The organism is Ruminococcus flavefaciens (assembly GCF_900143025.1).
In the GTDB taxonomy this organism is placed as follows: Bacteria; Bacillota; Clostridia; order Oscillospirales; family Ruminococcaceae; genus Ruminococcus; species Ruminococcus flavefaciens_I.
This window is the reverse complement of sequence record NZ_FRCT01000003.1, coordinates 47,011-65,431: the sequence shown is the minus strand read 5'-3', so window position 1 is coordinate 65,431 and position 18,421 is coordinate 47,011. Positions and strand designations below refer to the sequence as shown.

The 18,421-nt window shown below is 44.8% G+C and carries 27 protein-coding genes; 8 read left to right on the top strand and 19 right to left on the bottom strand.

The genetic code is table 11. The features are described from left to right. Positions 1 to 118: 118 nt before the first annotated feature. A complete protein-coding gene (locus BUB28_RS04145) occupies positions 119 to 427 on the bottom strand; it encodes a helix-turn-helix domain-containing protein (protein WP_072949089.1) in 309 nt (102 codons plus the stop codon). A 133-nt stretch (positions 428 to 560) separates the two neighbouring features. Here BUB28_RS04145 and BUB28_RS04140 point away from each other — a divergent pair, with 133 nt between their 5' ends. The 3 genes from BUB28_RS04140 to BUB28_RS04130 all read left to right on the top strand — a co-directional run bounded on the left by BUB28_RS04140 (position 561) and on the right by BUB28_RS04130 (position 2,936). Beyond that, complete coding sequence (locus tag BUB28_RS04140) at positions 561 to 1,049, top strand: SLOG family protein (protein WP_072949086.1); 489 nt, start codon at positions 561 to 563, stop codon at positions 1,047 to 1,049. Between the two features lie 79 nt (positions 1,050 to 1,128). Next, positions 1,129 to 2,226, top strand: a complete 1,098-nt coding sequence (locus tag BUB28_RS04135; protein WP_072949083.1) for a DNA/RNA non-specific endonuclease — start codon at positions 1,129 to 1,131, stop codon at positions 2,224 to 2,226. Between the two features lie 23 nt (positions 2,227 to 2,249). Further along, positions 2,250 to 2,936, top strand: a complete 687-nt coding sequence (locus BUB28_RS04130) for an SOS response-associated peptidase (protein WP_072949080.1) — start codon at positions 2,250 to 2,252, stop codon at positions 2,934 to 2,936. A gap of 64 nt (positions 2,937 to 3,000) precedes the next feature. On the opposite strand, the gene BUB28_RS04125 is transcribed toward BUB28_RS04130, so the two are convergent. The 4 genes from BUB28_RS04125 to BUB28_RS04110 form a co-directional block, all read right to left on the bottom strand. After that, positions 3,001 to 4,416 (bottom strand): hypothetical protein, encoded by a 1,416-nt coding sequence (locus BUB28_RS04125; protein WP_072949077.1) that lies wholly within the window; start codon positions 4,414 to 4,416, stop codon positions 3,001 to 3,003. 198 nt (positions 4,417 to 4,614) lie between these two features. After that, entirely contained in the window at positions 4,615 to 4,857 is a 243-nt protein-coding gene (locus BUB28_RS04120) for a hypothetical protein (protein ID WP_072949075.1), read from the bottom strand. A 171-nt stretch (positions 4,858 to 5,028) separates the two neighbouring features. After that, a complete protein-coding gene (locus BUB28_RS04115) occupies positions 5,029 to 6,354 on the bottom strand; it encodes an NYN domain-containing protein (protein ID WP_072949072.1) in 1,326 nt (441 codons plus the stop codon). A gap of 2 nt (positions 6,355 to 6,356) precedes the next feature. Continuing rightward, positions 6,357 to 6,590, bottom strand: coding sequence for a hypothetical protein (locus BUB28_RS04110; protein WP_072949070.1), 234 nt, complete (start codon positions 6,588 to 6,590; stop codon positions 6,357 to 6,359). A gap of 179 nt (positions 6,591 to 6,769) precedes the next feature. Between BUB28_RS04110 and BUB28_RS04105 the strand changes: the two genes are divergently transcribed. Continuing rightward, positions 6,770 to 7,573: a PfkB family carbohydrate kinase gene (locus BUB28_RS04105; RefSeq protein ID WP_072949068.1), complete on the top strand. Its 804-nt coding sequence runs from the start codon at positions 6,770 to 6,772 to the stop codon at positions 7,571 to 7,573. An 89-nt stretch (positions 7,574 to 7,662) separates the two neighbouring features. Here BUB28_RS04105 and BUB28_RS04100 read toward each other — a convergent pair whose 3' ends face one another. The 11 genes from BUB28_RS04100 to BUB28_RS04050 are packed head-to-tail and all read right to left on the bottom strand — an operon-like array spanning position 7,663 to position 13,963. Then, positions 7,663 to 7,884: a hypothetical protein gene (locus tag BUB28_RS04100; RefSeq protein WP_139277505.1), complete on the bottom strand. Its 222-nt coding sequence runs from the start codon at positions 7,882 to 7,884 to the stop codon at positions 7,663 to 7,665. Next, a complete protein-coding gene (locus BUB28_RS04095) occupies positions 7,868 to 8,050 on the bottom strand; it encodes a hypothetical protein (RefSeq protein WP_072949064.1) in 183 nt (60 codons plus the stop codon). The genes BUB28_RS04100 and BUB28_RS04095 overlap by 17 nt, the downstream gene beginning before the upstream one ends. A gap of 9 nt (positions 8,051 to 8,059) precedes the next feature. Further along, positions 8,060 to 8,470 carry a hypothetical protein gene (locus BUB28_RS04090; protein ID WP_072949061.1) on the bottom strand — a complete coding sequence of 137 codons (411 nt, stop codon included), beginning with the start codon at positions 8,468 to 8,470 and terminating at the stop codon, positions 8,060 to 8,062. Between the two features lie 8 nt (positions 8,471 to 8,478). Continuing rightward, positions 8,479 to 9,189, bottom strand: a complete 711-nt coding sequence (locus tag BUB28_RS04085) for a hypothetical protein (protein ID WP_072949058.1) — start codon at positions 9,187 to 9,189, stop codon at positions 8,479 to 8,481. 14 nt (positions 9,190 to 9,203) lie between these two features. Continuing rightward, positions 9,204 to 10,763, bottom strand: a complete 1,560-nt coding sequence (locus BUB28_RS04080; RefSeq protein ID WP_072949055.1) for a DEAD/DEAH box helicase — start codon at positions 10,761 to 10,763, stop codon at positions 9,204 to 9,206. 19 nt (positions 10,764 to 10,782) lie between these two features. Then, positions 10,783 to 11,250: a hypothetical protein gene (locus tag BUB28_RS04075; protein WP_072949052.1), complete on the bottom strand. Its 468-nt coding sequence runs from the start codon at positions 11,248 to 11,250 to the stop codon at positions 10,783 to 10,785. After that, on the bottom strand, positions 11,247 to 12,209 hold the full coding sequence (locus tag BUB28_RS04070) for a ParB N-terminal domain-containing protein (protein WP_072949050.1): 963 nt from the start codon (positions 12,207 to 12,209) through the stop codon (positions 11,247 to 11,249). Before BUB28_RS04070 ends, BUB28_RS04075 begins: the two co-directional genes overlap by 4 nt. Continuing rightward, positions 12,206 to 12,547, bottom strand: a complete 342-nt coding sequence (locus BUB28_RS04065) for a hypothetical protein (protein ID WP_072949048.1) — start codon at positions 12,545 to 12,547, stop codon at positions 12,206 to 12,208. The genes BUB28_RS04070 and BUB28_RS04065 overlap by 4 nt, the downstream gene beginning before the upstream one ends. A 3-nt stretch (positions 12,548 to 12,550) precedes the next feature. Beyond that, positions 12,551 to 12,760 carry a hypothetical protein gene (locus BUB28_RS04060; RefSeq protein ID WP_431767969.1) on the bottom strand — a complete coding sequence of 70 codons (210 nt, stop codon included), beginning with the start codon at positions 12,758 to 12,760 and terminating at the stop codon, positions 12,551 to 12,553. A gap of 2 nt (positions 12,761 to 12,762) precedes the next feature. Then, on the bottom strand, positions 12,763 to 13,542 hold the full coding sequence (locus BUB28_RS04055; protein ID WP_072949044.1) for a ParA family protein: 780 nt from the start codon (positions 13,540 to 13,542) through the stop codon (positions 12,763 to 12,765). 22 nt (positions 13,543 to 13,564) lie between these two features. Next, complete coding sequence (locus BUB28_RS04050) at positions 13,565 to 13,963, bottom strand: single-stranded DNA-binding protein (RefSeq protein ID WP_072949042.1); 399 nt, start codon at positions 13,961 to 13,963, stop codon at positions 13,565 to 13,567. A 236-nt stretch (positions 13,964 to 14,199) separates the two neighbouring features. On the opposite strand from BUB28_RS04050, the gene BUB28_RS04045 reads away from it, so the two are divergent. Both BUB28_RS04045 and BUB28_RS04040 read left to right on the top strand, forming a co-directional pair. Next, positions 14,200 to 14,625, top strand: a complete 426-nt coding sequence (locus tag BUB28_RS04045; protein ID WP_072949040.1) for a hypothetical protein — start codon at positions 14,200 to 14,202, stop codon at positions 14,623 to 14,625. Next, positions 14,612 to 14,869, top strand: a complete 258-nt coding sequence (locus tag BUB28_RS04040; RefSeq protein WP_072949038.1) for a hypothetical protein — start codon at positions 14,612 to 14,614, stop codon at positions 14,867 to 14,869. The genes BUB28_RS04045 and BUB28_RS04040 overlap by 14 nt, the downstream gene beginning before the upstream one ends. Here the strand turns inward: BUB28_RS04040 and BUB28_RS04035 are convergent, their stop codons facing one another. The 3 genes from BUB28_RS04035 to BUB28_RS17220 are packed head-to-tail and all read right to left on the bottom strand — an operon-like array spanning position 14,870 to position 16,799. Beyond that, entirely contained in the window at positions 14,870 to 16,285 is a 1,416-nt protein-coding gene (locus BUB28_RS04035) for a relaxase/mobilization nuclease domain-containing protein (RefSeq protein WP_072949035.1), read from the bottom strand. Then, positions 16,192 to 16,593 carry a plasmid mobilization protein gene (locus tag BUB28_RS04030; RefSeq protein ID WP_072949033.1) on the bottom strand — a complete coding sequence of 134 codons (402 nt, stop codon included), beginning with the start codon at positions 16,591 to 16,593 and terminating at the stop codon, positions 16,192 to 16,194. Before BUB28_RS04030 ends, BUB28_RS04035 begins: the two co-directional genes overlap by 94 nt. Before the next feature lie 23 nt (positions 16,594 to 16,616). Then, a complete protein-coding gene (locus BUB28_RS17220) occupies positions 16,617 to 16,799 on the bottom strand; it encodes a hypothetical protein (RefSeq protein ID WP_072949031.1) in 183 nt (60 codons plus the stop codon). 291 nt (positions 16,800 to 17,090) lie between these two features. Between BUB28_RS17220 and BUB28_RS04020 the strand changes: the two genes are divergently transcribed. Both BUB28_RS04020 and BUB28_RS04015 read left to right on the top strand, forming a co-directional pair. Further along, the gene (locus BUB28_RS04020) at positions 17,091 to 18,068 is read left to right on the top strand and encodes a helix-turn-helix transcriptional regulator (RefSeq protein ID WP_072949029.1); all 978 of its coding nucleotides are present in this window, start codon (positions 17,091 to 17,093) and stop codon (positions 18,066 to 18,068) included. An 84-nt stretch (positions 18,069 to 18,152) separates the two neighbouring features. Next, positions 18,153 to 18,347: a hypothetical protein gene (locus tag BUB28_RS04015; RefSeq protein WP_081373369.1), complete on the top strand. Its 195-nt coding sequence runs from the start codon at positions 18,153 to 18,155 to the stop codon at positions 18,345 to 18,347. The last annotated feature ends 74 nt before the right edge of the window (positions 18,348 to 18,421 follow it).

Genomic DNA, 18,421 nt, shown 5'->3' with positions numbered 1-18,421 from the left:
TTGATGATCTAAGGCTGTCTCATCAAATGAAAAAAACAATACATCAACTTTGATCCCACTGGATTCAAGGTTCTACTGAAATAGAAAACGCTGGCACATTAGCCAGCGTTTTCTATCATTATCCGTTCAAAGCCTTTATCATCTGTAAGGCAAGGTCTGCTTTATCTTTGGAAAGTGTTCTGAACCCTGCCACAAGCTCCTTTTCTGTATCGGTGAGAATAGAAACCTCTCCGTCCTCGTTGAAAAACTCGGCAAGGGTAACGCCCATAGGCGTAAGCAGCTTTTGAAGTGTCTCGATCGTGGGCTGATTGATGCACTTTTCCAAGTCGCTGATATGCCCCTGAGACAAGCCAGACTCCTTGTGAAGTTTATACATACTAAATCCCTTTGCCTTGCGTATCTCTCTTAACCTTGTTCCGTACTCCATTTCTCCGAATCTCCTTTGCCGTGTCCTTACTATTATTATAATGCTTTCGTTCGGATTTTATAATTCATAAGCCCCGAACTATTTACTAATCTATTCCGATATAGTATAATAGAAGGAGTGGAGGTGTTGCACTATGAAGAAATCAGTATGCTTTACAGGACACAGAACCATAGCTGAGGATAAGGAAAAGCTCTCAGCTCGACTCTATACTTTGCTTGAACGCTTAGTGACAGAACAAAAGGTCACAGACTTTTACACAGGCGGAGCTGTTGGGTGGGACGCTCTCGTAGCCCTGACCGTTCTGAAACTGCGTGAGAGCTATCCAGAGGTCAAACTGCACCTTGTATTACCTTGCCCATTTGAGGAGCAGTCTGCGAAATGGAATGAAGAACAGAAAGCGGAACACAAGCACATCGCTTCGCTTGCTGATTCCAAAGAATTTACCTCGGAGCATTTAGGCAAAAACGCAATGAAGATCAGAAATGCCCGTCTTGTGGAGCTTGCATCTGATTACTGTATCTGCTACTGGAATCCCAAACACTACCGCAGCGGAACAGGACAGACAGTGCGTATGGCGCAGAAGAAAGGCACAGAGATCATAAATATGCTTGATATGCCTTGAATTTGCAAATCATTCAAATGTTTACAATGCGATAGATATATGATATAATTCATTTGAATTACTGAGGGAGGTAGATTGTTTGAAACACAGATTGCTCTGTGCAGTTTTTACTATTATTCTGTTAATGACTGCCTGCGCTCCTTCGGGTGCATTATTTGGTGTATCGTCTGATGAGCAAGCATTTACTGAAACAACTCAGACCGAAACAGATCAAGTTGCAACAGAAGAAAAGACTACATCTACAACGAGTGAAACCTCACTTACAGAAACTACAACTCTCTCTGAAAGCACTTCCGTCACAGAAGTTACCACAACAGAGCCAGCACGGGTTAATGTATCATTTACACTTGATGATATTCCACCTTTCGATGATTCACCATATTATGTTGTAAATGATAATATACCGTTCTTTACACCCGATGAAATTATCATAAGCTCGTATGAGTTTTATCCTAATCTTGATGAATTGGGTCGCTGTGGTGCTTGTATAGCCTGCATATCACTTGATATGATGCCGACTGCTGAAAGAGAGGGCATAGGAATGATAAAGCCCTCCGGCTGGCAGATAAGCAAGTATGATTTTGTTGAAGGAAAATACTTGTACAACCGTTGTCACTTGATCGGCTATCAGCTCACAGGCGAAAATGCGAACCTAAGCAACTTGATAACAGGCACCAGATACATGAATACTCAAGGTATGCTGCCGTTTGAAAACAAAACGGCTGATTATATCAGATCGACTGGGAATCATGTAATGTATAGAGTTACGCCTGTCTTTGAAGGTGAAAATTTGGTTGCAACAGGCGTTCTTATGGAGGGATTGTCTGTTGAGGATAATGGTCAAGGAATATGTTTCAATGTGTTCTGCTATAATTCTCAGCCAGGAGTGGGGATAGACTATGCAACTGGTGACAACTGGCTCGATACGGATAGCGACATCGTGCTTGATAATTATGTGGAAGAAGAATCGCAAATTGCAGATGATAGATCAATTCCAGGTACAAAAGATGATGTTTCTCAGACTTATATACTAAACAAAAACACGAAGAAAATCCATTATCCGTGGTGTTCCTCGGTTGAAGATATGGCGGAACACAACAAGCAAGAGTTCACAGGTAATATAGATGAGGTAATCGAACAAGGCTATTCACCATGTAAAAGGTGTAACCCAACATAATGATGTAAAGGAGCTATGCTATCATGTGTACTTGGTTTTATGCAGATTATAAGTCTTTATCGCCAATAATAGATAAAGCTCAACAACTCCCGCTTGCATTTAGCATGATGAACGCTATGTCAAAGCCTAAAACAATGTCGGGCAATATCCGTCCTACCGATATGGCAGCGGTGTTCGCTCCGAACAAGCAAGGCAATATGGCTGTGTTCCCGATGATATGGGGTTTCACGGTCGAACAATCATCAAAACCGCTTATCAATTGCCGTATCGAAACAGCGGACCAGAAGCCCGTATGGAAAGACTCTTGGTTCAGGCGGAGATGCGTGATACCAGCATCGTGGTACTACGAATGGGGCATACCGCCCTCTGAGGTCGGCTACCATAACGCAAATGAACAGCGGAACATCAAAAAAGAAAAGTATGCGATACAGCCGGAAGGGGCTGAGATCACATACCTTGCAGGACTGTACCGCTTTGAGGAGCATAGAGGTGTCCAGATACCGATGTTTGCCGTGATAACAAGAGAATCGGTCGAACCCGTAAGCTCTATCCATGACCGAATGCCCCTTATCCTCGGCAAAGACAGCTTGCGTGAGTGGGTGCGTCCTGATGGTGATCCCAGCAGGATAGCGAAGAAGGCTCTGACGAACATGGTTATGGAGAAAGCAAAGGACTATCCTGAGCCGAAACCTGCGTTTATGCAGACATAGAATATTATCTCCTTCATAGATAACAAGAGGGCTTCTGCATTGCGCAAAAGCCCCCTTGTAATAATTATTTCCTGATTATCCAGCTTGACCGTTCAAACGGCTGTACATAGGTTTCATTGTCTGCAAGGTCATAACCGAGCGACTGAGCAAGAGTTACCGCCCGTTCCGAAGCCTTCTGTCCGTCCGGCAGCTTACGGATATAACCGCTTATATGCTTGACCTCGGTTTCATAGCGGTCATCTCCTGCAATGGTACGGATATGCTTGGTTTCCGTTGGAACTCTCAGCTTCCCACCGATTGAAGTGAATGTGATCTCTGCGTTTGGATCGCTGAGGTACTCGTTATAGGACGCTGCGGTCGGCAGAATACTTGTATCCGATCCTACAAATGCCGCATAACACCATAGAATCGTATTCTCGATATAGTTTCCCAACAGAGTAGTTTGTTCCTCGGTGTGTGTGAACATCGAAACGAATTGCTTTGTCTGCGTATTATAGAAGCCTGCCGTTTCACCCTGAGTAGTTTCTATTCGGTAAAGGCATATGATCGCACCGTTATGATAAATCTCTTTGAGCAGCACATCTTTTGTGAAAGTGCTGTTTTCAAAATGAATCTTCAATCCGTTTGCAGAGAGCGTTTTGCGACGGTGACAGAGGGTTTCTTTGAAAGCATCGCTGTTTTTAACTAAGACCGGAACATCTTTCAGATACTCTCTGAGGACAGGACTGAAACTTGCCTGTGGGATAATATCTATCGTAAATTCATTGATGTATGGAGTTAAATACGCCACTACATTGGTGTGGAGCTGTTGTGTAACACGAAGAATCTCCGTATCTTCCCACGAATTGACCTTATAGCCACGCTTAGCATACACTTTTAACATGGTATCAGGTGTTAGCTTATCAGGTGTCATGAGTGCTATATGCTCTATTTCATGAACGCAGAAGTCCAGGCTCGGACAGATGTCATCAACCTCGATCAACTCGCCCTTTGTTGTCACACCGGCGACCATTTTATTCAGTTCAAACTTGTTCCTGCGTAAAAATTCTGTCTGATTCATCAGCAGATTGACATAAGCCCGATAAACGAGCTGCCGTTTTGCGTCCATAGCTCGCATATCTTCATTCTGAAAATAGGACATAAACTCAAAGAACCCCTGATAATAATTGTTCTTCTTTATGTCCGCAGACATTTTCAGATAGAATTCGTATAGCTGTTCGGCGAAAGTATCGGGCTTTTCCTTAGCTATTTCCAATACATACTGGTATCTGCCTACAAAACTTCCAAATTCCTTATCCTTGACAAGCATATACAGCTCAAGGAACAGATCGTCGGCTGGAATATCATTGATAAGGTCGATTATACTTTTTGCTGTTTGTAGTGTTCTGCGATGCAGAACATAAATCGACTCGCCTTTGGCATAATACTTCTTATCCAGCTTTTTGGCGTGTTTCATGTACCATTCCATTTTATCAAACATACTATGTTTCTCCATTGATTTGGTTTATAGCTTATCATAAAGCTATGTTCTTCGTATTCTATTATAGCACATTTCGCCGCATACTTCAATATAAAGGCACAAAATGATGTTATACAATTCAAAATTGATAAGGAATACTAATGTTGCAGTACATCTAATAAAATCCACGCAAATCGTTTGTGATCTGCGTGGATTTTATCATTCCAGTAATTCCGTTGTGAGCCTTGCTCCATACTTAATACCGTACAAGATGGCAGCGTGAAACATAGCATTTGTTACGTCATTGACGAGCGAGTCTATTTCATGTGATTTCTCAGGCGGCAGCTCGTTTTCAATGAAGTTGTGCAATCTTTCTTCTGCATTGGTGTATTCTTCATCGACCAATAGAGTTTGGTCAAAGTCCAAGCGTATGTGTTCCACTATATCTTTCAAAATGTCCATAGGTTGACCTCCTTGTAATGGCTATAATATAAGTATAGAGCAATGCAGGCTGAAAGTCCAGTCTTTCAGATAATGTCTGGATATGCGCCGCAAAAAAGGCCTCTGAAAGCAATTTCCCCATAACATAGCGCACAAAACAGAACAGGGAGCGTAACTTCGCTCCCTGTTTTGTCATTTCTGTATCTCGATCACAAATTTCCCCTCAACGATTTTCAGTTTCAAGGTCTTGACATACCGATTACAGAAATTCTCCATTTCCTTTTTCGTAGCCGTCACCCTTGATTCTTCGTATAGTTTGTGGGTAAGCTCCAATGGGTTCTCACCTATGAGCGTAGGCAGGTGCTTTTCAAGCTCCGCAAAGAGTACCGCACGTTTCATGTCCTCGGTGCCGGCAGAACAAAAATCGTCTATCGAACAGTAGTAAATACCGTGTTGAGTGAGGGCGTTCTTTATCGCTGAACCGCATTTTTCGTACTCATACATCACAAGGAAGTTTGCGTCGGGCAGGCTCTCGATCAAACCCCAATAGTCCGAGTCGCTCGATACGATGATGAACGAAGTCACTCCGTTCCGATAGAAGTCAGTGACCACGCTTGCGGTCATTCTAACGTCTACAAGCGACTTTCTGTCCGTCACTCGGTCGATCTCAATATGCTCAACAGGTATCTGCGTGAATTTCGACAGCCAGTCCCAGCCTGTTGTAGTGTTCGGATCATCATAGAGCGTGATTTTTTCGATCCTGGCAAGTTCTTCTTGATTTAAGCCTTTAAGAACACTGTACAGTTTGAATGGGTTTGAATTTTCGCAGTCAACAGCAATTGCGGTCTTGGCTGAACTGTCTATAAAATTATAAATGTTGTTTCTGGTATCGTCATCGGCATCACGGTACTTCGTGTAATCGGAAAATACATCGCCGTTCATTTCATACAGAAGTTTGAGAAACTTGCGGTCAGATGAAAGAATACCGCCGTGATTGCCGGGGGTCCAGTATATGTACTGCTGAAACGGATAATACTCGATGTTCGCCATGTACTTAGTAAACTCGTCTTTCATCACGTTCGGCTTATTGTATTTCGGGACGTAAAACAGGTTTCTGATATAGTCCCAATTTATCCAATCGTAGAAAAGCCCCGAACAGCTGTCAATATGTTCATTTATAAGCCGTGTGAGATCCTGCATATACTTTTCGGAACGGTAATTTGCCTGAATGACCTGTATTCCCCATTTCTCAAGCTGTCGGATATTTTCTTTGTCATACCATTCAAGAGAGGTCAGGTTTTTCAGGTCAAAGCGCATAGCGTCATCGGTCTTTTTGAAATGCTGGAACAATGAAGTCCTCAGCTTGCTCAGATAGCGGATAATAGTTGCTTCTTTGCTGGCATAGAGAGTGTCGAGGGTATCGGGACATTCTTCCCTGAAACTCGTTTCCAATGCCGATTTTCTTACTCCAATCAGGTAGGCTATGGCAGTTACTACCTCTTTTGTATCAACGGTCAAGGTTATCCTCCTTTATCGCTTGTGTTTTCGATATGCTTATCAATGACCGACATTGTTTCTTGAAGTCTGCTCTCACCAATGCCTTTGATACAAGCTAAATCGGCTTTGAGCTTATCATAGTCAATACTCTGTGCCTGTGCATCATTATATCCCTGCTGATACACGTTTTTTACGAAGTTGTCCATTGACTTGATCTTCTTATATAATGCTCGGTCAATAGTTGGTTGGTTTTCCATTGCAATCACCTCCGATCTGCTCTATGAGTCAATTATAGCACGAACGACGGTATATTGCAATGAAAAGGGTGTGAAAAAGTGTGCAGAGATTGACTTTTTCGGGGCGGTTTGGTATAATAGTGGTAAGTGAGAGAACAATACGGCTCTCTCTGCTAAATCGGAATTTGTGAGGTGGTATAATGAATAAAATTAAGCTGACTGCACTTCCTTGTATATGTGCAGATGTTTTTTACGGTACTGAAATAATCAGACCGGGAGGAGAAGCATTGAATTTTGCTGCTCATGCCTCGCACTTTAAGGATATAGATGTTACGCTTCTTGGTGTTGTCGGAAAAGATAAATATGCAGAAGCGATAATGGATTCAATATCAAAGCTTGATATTGATAAAAACCATATACGCATTGATGAAAGGTATCAGACTGCAAATAATATGACTTACCTTACAGAATCGGGCGATAGGTATTATAAAGATGATTCATGGAACGGAAAAATTCTCGATAACATCGTACTGAATTATAATGAAATCAAAATCTTATCAAGGTCCGATGTAGTCTTTGTCCATTTCTGGGCTTCGTGTTTTTCGCAAGTAGTTGAACTGAAGGAAACTCTTGGCTTTAAGCTTGCGGTAGATTTTGATGTATATAGAGATTTTGCAGATATGGAACGATTTGCTCCGCATGTTGATTTCTTTATGATAAGCGGCTCGGAAGAACTCCTGCCGAAGTTCAAAGAATTATCGAATAAATACCGTTGCCTGTTCAACGTGTCACTTGCAGAACGTGGAAGCGTTACATACTGTAATGGACAGGAATTCAAAGTTCAAGCTGTGAAAGTTGAACGCATAATTGACACGACCGGTTGTGGTGACAGCTATCACGCCGGATTTGTTTGCTCATATATGCTCGAAAATAATATTGAAAAGGCTATGAATGTCGGTTCCGAAATTGCAGCAGAAACCTTAAAACATTACGGTGGATTCTGAATAATCAGAAACACAACTTCTGATTTAGCTTAGTAACTGAATATACTCAAACACGGATAGACCGTCCTCATAAGACGGCTATCCGTTTCTTATTCCGCATACCCACAATCCGAAACGGTCAGCTCGGTATGCTCGCTGTCCTGCGGATCGTAAATATCATATATCACTGAACTGCACCCCATAGACTTGCAGAACTCTGTTGCCTTGCTCAGAAAATCAGACGGAATATCAGTGAGAGATCCATTGTTCTTTAAAAGCATAACTCCGCTTTTCCGCAAGTCCTCTACAAATTCCTCACTCGTCATCATCATTCACCTCAACACGTTCTTCGCCCTCGCTGGTCTCAAGGGTCACAGCGTGGGCATAGATCAGCCAGTCATTCAGGCAGTCAAGGGTGCAGAAGCTCTGGTTTGTGTCCTGATGCTTGTAATAAGCCTTGCCTGCGGGTATCTCCTTGTAACAGTTCGCACAAAACATGACCGCACCTCACACATATATCATCGCTTCAAACACGCTTTCCCTTGCCTGCTGCTGAAGCAGATTTCCTATCGCACACTCAGTGACAATATCGCCCTTTTCGTGGGCTTCCTGAAACTCACGGCTGTTCGCTTTCAAAAGTTCCTCCTGACTGTCAAGAGCGTCGAACACCCTGTTGTCAAGGTCAGAGAGATACTGAAATATCTCCCCATTGTCCACAAGTTTCTGCAAGCGCTCGGGATTTTCTTCCTCCGAATAGTGCAGATGATAGCGGATATAGTCACGGAAGAAACGGTGTTCCTCGGTCTTGAATGTCTTAGGGTGAACGTGCGTGACCGTCTGCGTGTCCGTATCCACTGACCACACGGGCATTTCGCCACGCTCAGGCACATTCACAAGCTCCTTGCTCTTAAAGATCATAGCGTACCTCACTTTTTCTTCTTCATCATAAAGTAACCGCCAACTCCGACACCTGCGGCGATAGCCACTCCTGCGATGATCGGCATAGGGTTACTCTCAGACGCACCTGAACGGCTCTCAGAAACGCTTGAAGCGGTGTCGGGTGTAACTTCACTGTCTGCACCAGAAGCCGCCTCAGAAGCCGATTCCGTTCCGCCTGAGACCTTGCCGATAACTCTCGGTGAGCCGTTGCCGTCATCGTCAATGTGCCTGCCCTGCGGCACTGCGGGTTCTTCATCGTCCTTTAAGGTGCTGAACGGCGGAAAGCTGTCTACGGTGTTGCCGTTTTCATCGGTCATGATCCAATTGTCCTGCCAATAGGTGAAAGAATAGCTGTGTTCGGGTGTTTCAATGGTCCAGTTGCCGTTGTCATCATCGTTGAAGTCGAAGTCCTCAATGTAACTGCGGTAGTAGTCCTTGTATTCGTATTTCAGTTCACCCAGCTCGGACCAGTCATATTCGTCCAAGCCGTAGTTCTCGTCAAGCCACTTGTCAAGCAGGTGGTGCTTGTACGATGCTTCGGGAAAGTCGATACCGTTGTCTCCCTTGCCGTTCCACATATCGTCCCAGATCTCGGCTTCAATGTAGTCTCGGTCAAGGTTTTCGGCGGCATAAGCCGTAACGGAAAACGGCATTGACGTTATGATAAATGCGGATAACGTTATAATAAACTTCTTCATCGTTATATTCTCCTTTAACCTGTCATCTGCCCGATCAAGACAGATGCTTCATATTTGCTAAGGTCATTGACCTGAATGTCTTTTCGTTTTTTCTTACGGGCAAGTCGCTGTATCAGGGCTTTCTGCTTGTCCGATGCAGGCACGTTCGCCCAGCGCATAACGTGTGGAATGTCCCATAGGTAGATAGCCTGCTGATAGTCGCACACCAGGATATGATGCACCTCGTCAAGAATGTCCTGCATAGGTGCGGTGGGAACAGTCCTCACAATAATATCATCATGTTTGAGATACGCACTGCTGTTGCCCGTGATGTCCTCGGCGGTCACTCGGAAAATTCGCCCTTCACCGATAGAACAGGTCATGTCTCCGTTGGGGAGAACAACATAGTTGACATTGTGGGTGTCATAGTTTCCGTTGTCAGCAAACAGCTTGATAAGCTGGACGTTGATCTTCCAGTCGGGAGGCGGTGCAGGCTTGTTCAGTTCCTCCGTGACCATTTCTTCGATCTCTGTCAGGAGTTTGCCCTGCAATTTCTCGGGAGGAATATCTTTCGGTATCTCACCAATGCCGAACAGGTCGGGAGCCTGGCAAATATCCAGCTTGCCTGTGATGCCCACACAATCTATCAGATTGAGAGCGTCCTTGCCTTCGTGCGTCCTCAGACCTCTGCCCACCATTTGGGTGTAAAGGCTTGCATTTCGTGTCGGTCTGGCGATGATGACCGTTTCGATCAGGGGCATATCTGTACCCTCGGTGAATACCATACAGTTAACAAGACAGGGTATCTCACGGTTTGTGAAACGCTCGATGATCTCCGCACGATTCTGCGTTTCTGCCGTCACCACAACAGCGCCGTCTATCAGCTCTGCGATATGATAAGCGTGCTGTACCGTAGTGGCAAAGATAAGCGTCTGACCGACAGCCTTTTCATAGTAAGCTCTTGCAACAGCTTCGTTTTGAAGCGGATTGTCCACCGCACTTGAAAGCTCCGCAAGGTTGAGGTCATCGCACTGCTTGTGGACTTCCGAAAGGTCAAAGCCTATGTCCACGGTAAAGCACTTCACATCGGTGAGGTACTTGTGGTCGATACCCCATTTGAGGTTTCGTTCGTAGATGATCTTGCTGTATATCTCCCCCAGCTTTACGTTGTCGGCTCTGTTCGGAGTAGCTGTAAAGCCGATGTGTAGCCGTGGCTTGAAATAGTCATAGATACGGCGGTATGTGTCTGCAACAGCGTGGTGTGCCTCGTCCGTGATGATTATATCAAAATCATCGGGCGAAAAGCTGTCCAGCCGTCTGACAAGGCTCTGCACACTTGCCGACACGACTTCCTCACCGTTGCTATGGTTGTCGGCTTGCTCAACACCGAAGGTGCAGTCAAAATACTTGCGTGGCTGCCACACCAATTCCTCACGGTGGGAGAGGATCAGCATACGTCCTCTCCGCTTAATGTGAGAAAAGATAACGGTCTTTCCCAGGCCCGTTGCAACAGCGACAAGATACGATCCGCTTTCGGTATTGTTGATGATATTCACGCACTCCTGCTGGTAGTCTCTGAGGGTAATTGTCTCCATTCTTGCTCCTTTTTATCTCTTATAGGTCTGAGAAATGGAAGTATGTATCTGCACAGTTCATAAAACCCGGATGATACTCTTCCATTTTTGATATAATAACCTCATATATGTCCGATATATTCTCAATGTCGGGAAAGTATTTAACATCACTATTCCACTTATTCCATATCATATTCAGTTCATCGGCGTGTGGAGAGTTTATTTCATAGTCGATTGCCGTCCATAACTCTTTGATTATATCACTGCAAGTCATAGTATTACCGACTGCGTATGTTCCGCACGATGACGACGTGCTGAACAACTTTCTGTATTTATCCCACTTTATGAGCCTAATGACATCTGCAATAAATCCGCCGACAGCGATAAGCTGTTCCCAATCAGACATATCTTCGTTTATATATTTTCTGAAACTTCTAAGTTTCTCGATGAGCATTACATTTGCCTGTTCCTCTCTGATAATCATGTATTGCACCTGTTTGTATTTCATTCTCTGTCCTCCTCACTGACATTCGCAAAATAGAAAGCCAGCGCCTTTTCGATAGTCTCCGTGACCTGTGCTTTCTTCGTGCCAGGTTCAAAGTATTTGTAGAATGTTTCCTCGCTGATCTTCACGCTCTTAGGCTTCGGCTTTACGTCTGCTGTGCCTGTGATGATACGGACGATAGCAGCGGTGTCGATATTGCCTTCCTTGTCGGCGGCATCGTGGAGAGCCTTAGACTTCTTCATGTCAACCTTGAAATCCTCAGCCTGTTCAGCAACAACAGCCTGTGCCTTTTCGGACAGGAACGACAGTTCAACTCCTGCTCGGATAGCAATATCTCCACTGTCAACAAGTGCTTTCAAAGCGTCCGTCAGTTTGTTTATGCGGATAAGGCGTACAACTGAACCTTTGCTTAGTCCGTACTCTTTACCGACTTGATCGTTCGTATCTAACCTTGATCCCATTGGATTCAAGGTTGCTGTATCGTCCGTTTCGGCTTCGGGATTTTCAAGAAGAACAAGTTCTCTCTGAATGTCGCTTCGCTTGCCGGGAGAAAACATTTCACTGTGTCGGCTTGCAACAACTGCCGCCTGTTCACTGATTAGAAGATTATCGAATCCACGCTGGATCACATTACTCTCAACAGTGTACAAAAATGCTTCTTCTTCGGTAAGTCCTGTCTTAACGATAGCAGGAACGGTCGGCAGACCGGCGATCTTTGAAGCATTCCAGCGGTTATGCCCGATAAGTATCTCATATCCGTCACCGTCAGGCTGTACGATGACAGGCGAAAGCACACCGTTTTCCTTTATGCTTGCCACCATATCATCAAGTCTTTCGCCCGTGTAAAGCTCAAACTTGTGATTGTGATAGGGGTGCAGTTTTTCGCATGGTAACTGCTGTACGGCGGTCTGTATAGCGGGAGCAGACAGCATTGCTCCCAGATCAAATGCAGGCTTGTTCATTTCTTACCCTCCAATTCCTTTATACGCTGTTTCAGCTCGATGTTTTCCATTTCGGATTTCATCAGCCGTGACTTGATGTTTTTGATCGTAACGTCCGCACGAACAATGGTGTCTGCAAACTTCATCAGTGTGAGCTTGTATCGGCGCTGATTGTAGCAGAAGTCGTACCATACCTCGCCCGAGAGCCTGTCACGGCTCTCGGAAAGGCTTGCGATAACGTCCCTTGCCACGACTGATACGCTCTTTTCGTGATCGCCCGAGAAGTATTCGTCAAGTTCTCCCTCGCTGTGAGGGGCGAAAAGGAACGGCGTACCCTCGGTGTCAAATCTCTTAGGCATAGCTCAGTCCTCCTCGTCCTCGTCGGTGCAGAAGTCAAGCCCGTTCTCAAGCTGAATGTAGATGCCTGAATATCTGTCGTGTTCAGAGCCTTCCGAGTTCATCATCGCTTCAAGGAAGAATGCCTTTGCTTCTTCACGGTCAGCCCATACCCGGACTTCGCCGTAGCACTTGGTCTTTACCTTGCGGTTGGGATTCATTGCGAGTTCTGACATACTTAACATCTTGAAAGCACCTCCATTGCCAATTTTTCATATTCCGTACCCAGTTTGCTGTCGGTCATGCAAAGCGGAACTCTGCTGACAGAACTTTTCGCCGCTTCGACAGACTTGCTGATGCTCGTTTCAAATACCATTTCGCCGTACTTTTCATTCAGTTCCGCAAGGGATTCACGGCTCACCTTTGTTCGGTCAACCATTGTCGGCAGAACACCCAGCATTGACAGCTTGGGGTTGATAGCACCCTTGATCTGCTGATACAGATTATCAAGAGCCTGCAAACCGTCAAGGCTGAACTTCTGTGTCTGAACAGGTATCAGCACCTTGTCCGCAGCGGTGAGTGCGTTGATAAGGAGCGTACTCAGGGACGGCAGACAGTCTATGATTATAAAGTCGTAGCCCTTGACGTTATCCTCGGAGAGTATCCTGCGGAGTATCGTTTCCCTTGACAGAGCCGTTGACATGAGCGTTTCGCTGTTAGCAAGGTTGATGTCGGCAGGAATGTAGTCCACGTCAGCCGACTCACAATGCCGTATCGCCGTCCTTACAATGTCGGGTGTCAGCTGACCGCCTGTGCAGGCTGTCATAACAAGCTGTGTCATGGTGGGAAGTCCGTCAGGCTCGTAGCCGAGATATTCGCTGAGGTTAGCCTGCGGATCAATGTCCGCCAAAAGCACCCTCTTTCCCTGTTTCAGTGCAAGGCAAGCCCCGAGATTGAAGGCGGAAGTTGACTTGCCGACACCGCCTTTTTGGTTAGAGATAGCAATGATGATGCCCATTTTTATTTCCTCCTATCTGTGTTTAGAACAGCACTCCGCTGTCTGTACTGTCATAGAAACCGCCGTTGTTGTCGGCATTTTCGCTGTTGTTCTCGCCCTCGGTCTTTCTGCGTGTTCCGGGGAAGTGTACCTCGTTTACCTTGATCTCCACGGACGAACGCTTCTCGCCGTTCTTCTCAAAGGTGGAACTTCTCAGGTTGCCGACTACGGTGATCATCTCGCCCTTAGAGAACATATCATTGATGAACTCTGCATTGTGATTCCAGGCGGTGCAGTTGAAGAAATCTGTCTCGGGCTTGTCAGCACCCTTCTTTTTGGGGCGGTCAACTGCAATGCGGAACTTGCAGAGGGGTGTCTCGCCTGTGTAGCGGAGTTCGGGATCGGCAGTAAGTCTGCCTGTTTCGATTACGATGTTGGTCATAGTAATTACCTTTCCTTTCTTGGTTTCGGGTTTCTTTTCGTTTGCTGTGATTATATTATATTATACTATGCAATATCCCTATTGTCAAGTATAATTTTCGGAAGTTTTTGAATTTCGGCAATGCGCAGCACAAATGACATTTTCCTCGGTGTACTTTCACCAAAATTCCGATTATACTTGACATATCCCTATCTATATGATAGAATGGATATAATAACCGAAATCGGGGTGATAAGATGTATAAACACACCTGTCAGCTCTGCGGAATGGAGTTTGAATCGCCGTCCGCAAGAGCGAAATACTGCATTTACTGCCGTGACAAGGCACAAGTCCTGCGCAACAAGGCTTACAAGGAGAAAAAGCAAGCCGGTGAAGCGGTAGCTATCGGGAGCGAACAGGTCTGCTCCCTCTGCGGAAAGACCTACACGGTGACGGCAGGCTCACAAAAATACTGCAAGGAATGCCAGGGAAAACAGGCTCGTTCAAAGAAAATATCCTCAAACGCTCAGTATGCCAAAGCAAATTACAAGACGTTAAAGCTGTATGTGTCCGCCGAGGAGCGTGATGCGATCAAGGCTTATGCGGAGTCGCTCGGTATGAGTGTCAATAAGCTGATGCTCACGGCGTTGGAGGAATATCATAAAAATCATGAATCCAAATAAGAGTTTTACTGACTTAAAGATGAAACAGCGTGAGAAAATTTCTGAATGGCTCTATGAAGAAACCAATAAGTATTATAAACAATATAGCCGTATGCCTGGTAAATCTCAGCGTGAGGCTATCCTTTTTTCTGTTTATGATAAAATTCAAAGTGCAGAAATATTGATACCTTATCAAGAAGTAAAGAAATACTATCTGTCACGGCTGATTCACTTTGAAAAACGCATCATTCGTAGTCTCGGATAATCACTCCAGATCCCCACTCTTCTTCCTTTTCCTGCGCTGTTCTTCCTCGGCTCGCTCCTGTTCGTTGCCGAGATACTGCTCGATCTTCTGCAAGCTCTTTGACAGCGTTTCGGTCTCGTCGGCAGTCTGAGTGTAAAGCTGTTTCTTCTGCTTCTGCTCGGCTTCAAGATCACCAATAGTTTTCCTTAAAAGCTCAAGGCTCGGTACACTTCCCGAAGGATACCAGTCTTTGAGCTTTTTTACTGCCTTTTGGTACTCGTCAAGTTCGTAACAGTATTCGCTGTGAAACTTCTTTTTCTCCCTGCCCGTAAGCATTTTGAAGTGTTCGTTGTAAGGTCTGTACTTAACATACAGCTCCACAAGTTTCAGCTGTTTGCTGAGGTCTCCGATCTGCATACGGATACGGTCCAGCTCGTCCTGCAACTTCATCTGCCTGCCGAAAGACTCCTGCGCTGCACTCACGGTTTCTTCATAGGTAAGCCCACGCTTGGCGATCTCGTTCATCGCCTTGCTGACTTCCTTCATATTTGCCCTGTCAGCCCAGCGTGTGAGGGCAGGCGCTTGCAGAAATTTGTCGGCGGTAGTCCTGATGATCTTTGCCCTCGGAGCATAAGCCATAAACTGCTTGTTGTTTTCAATGCGGGACTTTATGCGAGGAGTTTCGTAAAACCACCCCAAAGTCCTCGCTCTGGTCATCTTGGCTCTCGGGTTGTTCTCCCTCTGTTCCGCAAGCATAAATTTGAGGTCTATCTTATGATTCGGATTGTATTCAACAAGCACACCGAAGTCGGCGCACTTTTTAAGAAAGTCCTCAAAATTATCGCTCACCTTGATGACCTGATCTATCGCATATTTCAGCTTGGACTTCCACGAAAGATGAAGCTGATCCACCGTCCATTCGTAATAGGATTTGCCCTTTGAACTTTCGTGATCCTCGATGACCGACAAGCCGTGTTCATGGCATATCTCATCTGAAAGATCAATGAGCTTTTTCCACGATCTTTCTTTGACATTTCCTTGATTGTGAAGCGTTTCAAAAGTTCTGCCGTCATTAAGGCTTACATTATTAAAAATACAATGCACATGAATGTGGTTTGTATCGGTATGAACAGCAAGATAATATTGAAAGTTTCCCTGAAGCAGTCTGTCAGCTAATTCCTTGCCGACTTCAAGAGCCTTTTCGGGAGTGATTTCTCCGGGTGCAAAGCTCTGGATAAGATGCTGACAAAGCACCGAACTTCGTCCCGTCCCAATATCGTTTCGTATCTCCTGAAACTTCTTTGCCGCTGTATAGGGATCATCATCACAATAAAATGAAGTAACTAACCTTCTGTTGTCTGTTTTGGCTGGGCTGGCGATGTATGCGAGGGCCTTACTTTCAGTAGTAGTGATTGGAAAAATCTTAGTTGTTGCCAAATCTTGTTTACTCCGTTCTTGATCTCGGCTATGTCCTCGGCGTAGATATTTCCCGAAGCATTGAGCCGTAAAGCAATCTGATTTATGTTATTGGAAACGCTTGTATACTTTCTGCGGAAATCTCTGACAAAATCATCGCTGACCTTTATGATCTGCCCTTGAAAAATCATCATACGAATGAAGTCGCTTTTTGATTTCATTCCGCTGTTTTGGAACTTTTGCTCTATCCATTCTGCTTCTTCCTTATTCACACGCAAATTGAGAATAATATTGCGTGGCTCGTAATCTTCTTTTGGTCTCGTTTTCATCATCTCTTTTCATAATCGGGGTCTTAGGGGTTTGTCCCTCTAACAAGCCGTTGTATTTCGTTTATGTAAAACGAAATACCGAGCTTGCTGGGTTTGAAAAAATGCTCTCCGAGCATTTTTTTCGATTTGAGCATTTTAGCTCGAAGCAGCCTCTCTCCGTAGAGGGTTTGGAGCATTGCGACTTGGCTCTGAAATGCTCCGTTCATTTCAGAGGCTATACCCCTTCACTTATTAACCGAAAAATTTGAGGATTTCCCCATAAAATGCCCGAAAGTTCATAGAATGTTTACAAATAGAACCACTGATACTATAAAAGTCCAGAATGTTATACTTAGATATTCCGAAGCGGATTGATGTTGAACGGCAGATTTGGTATAATAATTACAGCGGTTGTGCGACAGTCTGCTGAAAGAAAAAACTAAACAGGAAACAGAAAGATCCCTGTTCTGACGGAGTGACAGAGCAGGGATTTCTTAAAATATGTGTGGGAGGATAAAATGGACCAGGAACGCATTATATTCATCATAGATTACCTATCAAGATTTACCGACAAGAACAGGTATGTGTCTATCAAGGATATTCAGGATCATCTGTGCGAAGTAACCAATCTGAAACGTGTCGCTGAGGTCACTATCCGCCGTGACCTTGACAGGCTGACAAATATGGGCAACAACATAGTGAGAGTTACCCGAGAACACGGCACTGCTTACTATGCCTTGCTTGACAACAGTATCACCTTTAATGAGATACGTTTTATCGTTGATTCGATCTCCATAAACAAGTTTCTGAGTTCAGCTCAGAAAAAGTCGCTTATCCATAAGTTTGAGGGCTTGTGTTCCGATGCCGAGATCAGACAGCTTATCAGCAGGGTAACGCTCAATGACCGATGCTCAAACAGCCTTGACCTTATCCATAATCTTGATGTGATACACAGCCTTATCGCTGACAGGAGAAAAATAAACTTTGAGTACGGCAAGATAGATACCAAAAAGCAGATGCAGTATTACTACAAGCGGAGAGAGATTATCCCCGTAAGCGTGATATACTTCCACGAACACTTCTACCTGAAATGTTTCAATGAAGCTGACGGGAAATGGAGAACGTACCGTGTTGACCGCATGAAGGACATTAAGGGCGGTGAGGTTTCCGAAGTACAGCTCCCGAAGGAAGAAAAAGTCGATGCCTTTGTGACGGATATGTTTTCTCCCGATTACTATGAATACATAACGCTGAGGGTGAAGCGGTATCTTCTTGATGAAATGGTTGAGAATTTCGGTGATCTGGCTCATGTCCGTCCCGACGAAAATGAGGAGTACGTTCTGATAAACGTGAAAGCCGGCATAAACCGAAAGCTGTACCTCTGGATAATGCAGTACGGTGACGGAATTGAATTGGTCGCTCCTGCAAAAGAGAGAGCCGAGTATCTGAACGAAGTGAGGAAAATGCTCGGTGCGTATCCTGAGTTTGCTGTATAAATTGTTTTCGGACAAACGGTGCTTGACACTCCCGTTCCGCTGTTGTATAATAATACAAGTGTGTTTATTCAGGAGGTCATAGTAATGATAGATGAAGTAACAGCAGGAGCAAAGGTCAAGCTCAGAGAGAAGATAAGCGACAGCGTTCCCATAGGCACTATTGCCACGGTCTTATACATCGACGATCTCGACAATGTTTTCATAGAATGGGTGAGCAATGGACGGCTGACTTCGTTCTCAAAGAAGAACTTCAAGAGCCTGTTCGATACAGCGGAATAAAACAGATGTGACGGAGCTGTTGCTATTAAGGCAACGGCTCTTTTCTTTTCCAGAAGTACAAATTTTGTCTATCT

Excerpts from the sequence above, each read along its gene's own strand:
- BUB28_RS04145 (WP_072949089.1), bottom strand. The coding sequence starts at position 427 with ATGGAGTACGGAACAAGGTTAAGAGAGATACGCAAGGCAAAGGGATTT.
- BUB28_RS04140 (WP_072949086.1), top strand. The coding sequence starts at position 561 with ATGAAGAAATCAGTATGCTTTACAGGACACAGAACCATAGCTGAGGAT.
- BUB28_RS04130 (WP_072949080.1), top strand. The coding sequence starts at position 2,250 with ATGTGTACTTGGTTTTATGCAGATTATAAGTCTTTATCGCCAATAATA.
- BUB28_RS04125 (WP_072949077.1), bottom strand. The coding sequence starts at position 4,416 with ATGTTTGATAAAATGGAATGGTACATGAAACACGCCAAAAAGCTGGAT.
- BUB28_RS04120 (WP_072949075.1), bottom strand. The coding sequence starts at position 4,857 with ATGGACATTTTGAAAGATATAGTGGAACACATACGCTTGGACTTTGAC.
- BUB28_RS04110 (WP_072949070.1), bottom strand. The coding sequence starts at position 6,590 with ATGGAAAACCAACCAACTATTGACCGAGCATTATATAAGAAGATCAAG.
- BUB28_RS04105 (WP_072949068.1), top strand. The coding sequence starts at position 6,770 with ATGAATAAAATTAAGCTGACTGCACTTCCTTGTATATGTGCAGATGTT.
- BUB28_RS04100 (WP_139277505.1), bottom strand. The coding sequence starts at position 7,884 with ATGATGATGACGAGTGAGGAATTTGTAGAGGACTTGCGGAAAAGCGGA.
- BUB28_RS04095 (WP_072949064.1), bottom strand. The coding sequence starts at position 8,050 with ATGTTTTGTGCGAACTGTTACAAGGAGATACCCGCAGGCAAGGCTTAT.
- BUB28_RS04090 (WP_072949061.1), bottom strand. The coding sequence starts at position 8,470 with ATGATCTTTAAGAGCAAGGAGCTTGTGAATGTGCCTGAGCGTGGCGAA.
- BUB28_RS04085 (WP_072949058.1), bottom strand. The coding sequence starts at position 9,189 with ATGAAGAAGTTTATTATAACGTTATCCGCATTTATCATAACGTCAATG.
- BUB28_RS04080 (WP_072949055.1), bottom strand. The coding sequence starts at position 10,763 with ATGGAGACAATTACCCTCAGAGACTACCAGCAGGAGTGCGTGAATATC.
- BUB28_RS04075 (WP_072949052.1), bottom strand. The coding sequence starts at position 11,250 with ATGAAATACAAACAGGTGCAATACATGATTATCAGAGAGGAACAGGCA.
- BUB28_RS04070 (WP_072949050.1), bottom strand. The coding sequence starts at position 12,209 with ATGAACAAGCCTGCATTTGATCTGGGAGCAATGCTGTCTGCTCCCGCT.
- BUB28_RS04065 (WP_072949048.1), bottom strand. The coding sequence starts at position 12,547 with ATGCCTAAGAGATTTGACACCGAGGGTACGCCGTTCCTTTTCGCCCCT.
- BUB28_RS04060 (WP_431767969.1), bottom strand. The coding sequence starts at position 12,760 with ATGTCAGAACTCGCAATGAATCCCAACCGCAAGGTAAAGACCAAGTGC.
- BUB28_RS04055 (WP_072949044.1), bottom strand. The coding sequence starts at position 13,542 with ATGGGCATCATCATTGCTATCTCTAACCAAAAAGGCGGTGTCGGCAAG.
- BUB28_RS04050 (WP_072949042.1), bottom strand. The coding sequence starts at position 13,963 with ATGACCAACATCGTAATCGAAACAGGCAGACTTACTGCCGATCCCGAA.
- BUB28_RS04045 (WP_072949040.1), top strand. The coding sequence starts at position 14,200 with ATGTATAAACACACCTGTCAGCTCTGCGGAATGGAGTTTGAATCGCCG.
- BUB28_RS04040 (WP_072949038.1), top strand. The coding sequence starts at position 14,612 with ATGAATCCAAATAAGAGTTTTACTGACTTAAAGATGAAACAGCGTGAG.
- BUB28_RS04030 (WP_072949033.1), bottom strand. The coding sequence starts at position 16,593 with ATGAAAACGAGACCAAAAGAAGATTACGAGCCACGCAATATTATTCTC.
- BUB28_RS17220 (WP_072949031.1), bottom strand. The coding sequence starts at position 16,799 with ATGAACGGAGCATTTCAGAGCCAAGTCGCAATGCTCCAAACCCTCTAC.
- BUB28_RS04020 (WP_072949029.1), top strand. The coding sequence starts at position 17,091 with ATGGACCAGGAACGCATTATATTCATCATAGATTACCTATCAAGATTT.
- BUB28_RS04015 (WP_081373369.1), top strand. The coding sequence starts at position 18,153 with ATGATAGATGAAGTAACAGCAGGAGCAAAGGTCAAGCTCAGAGAGAAG.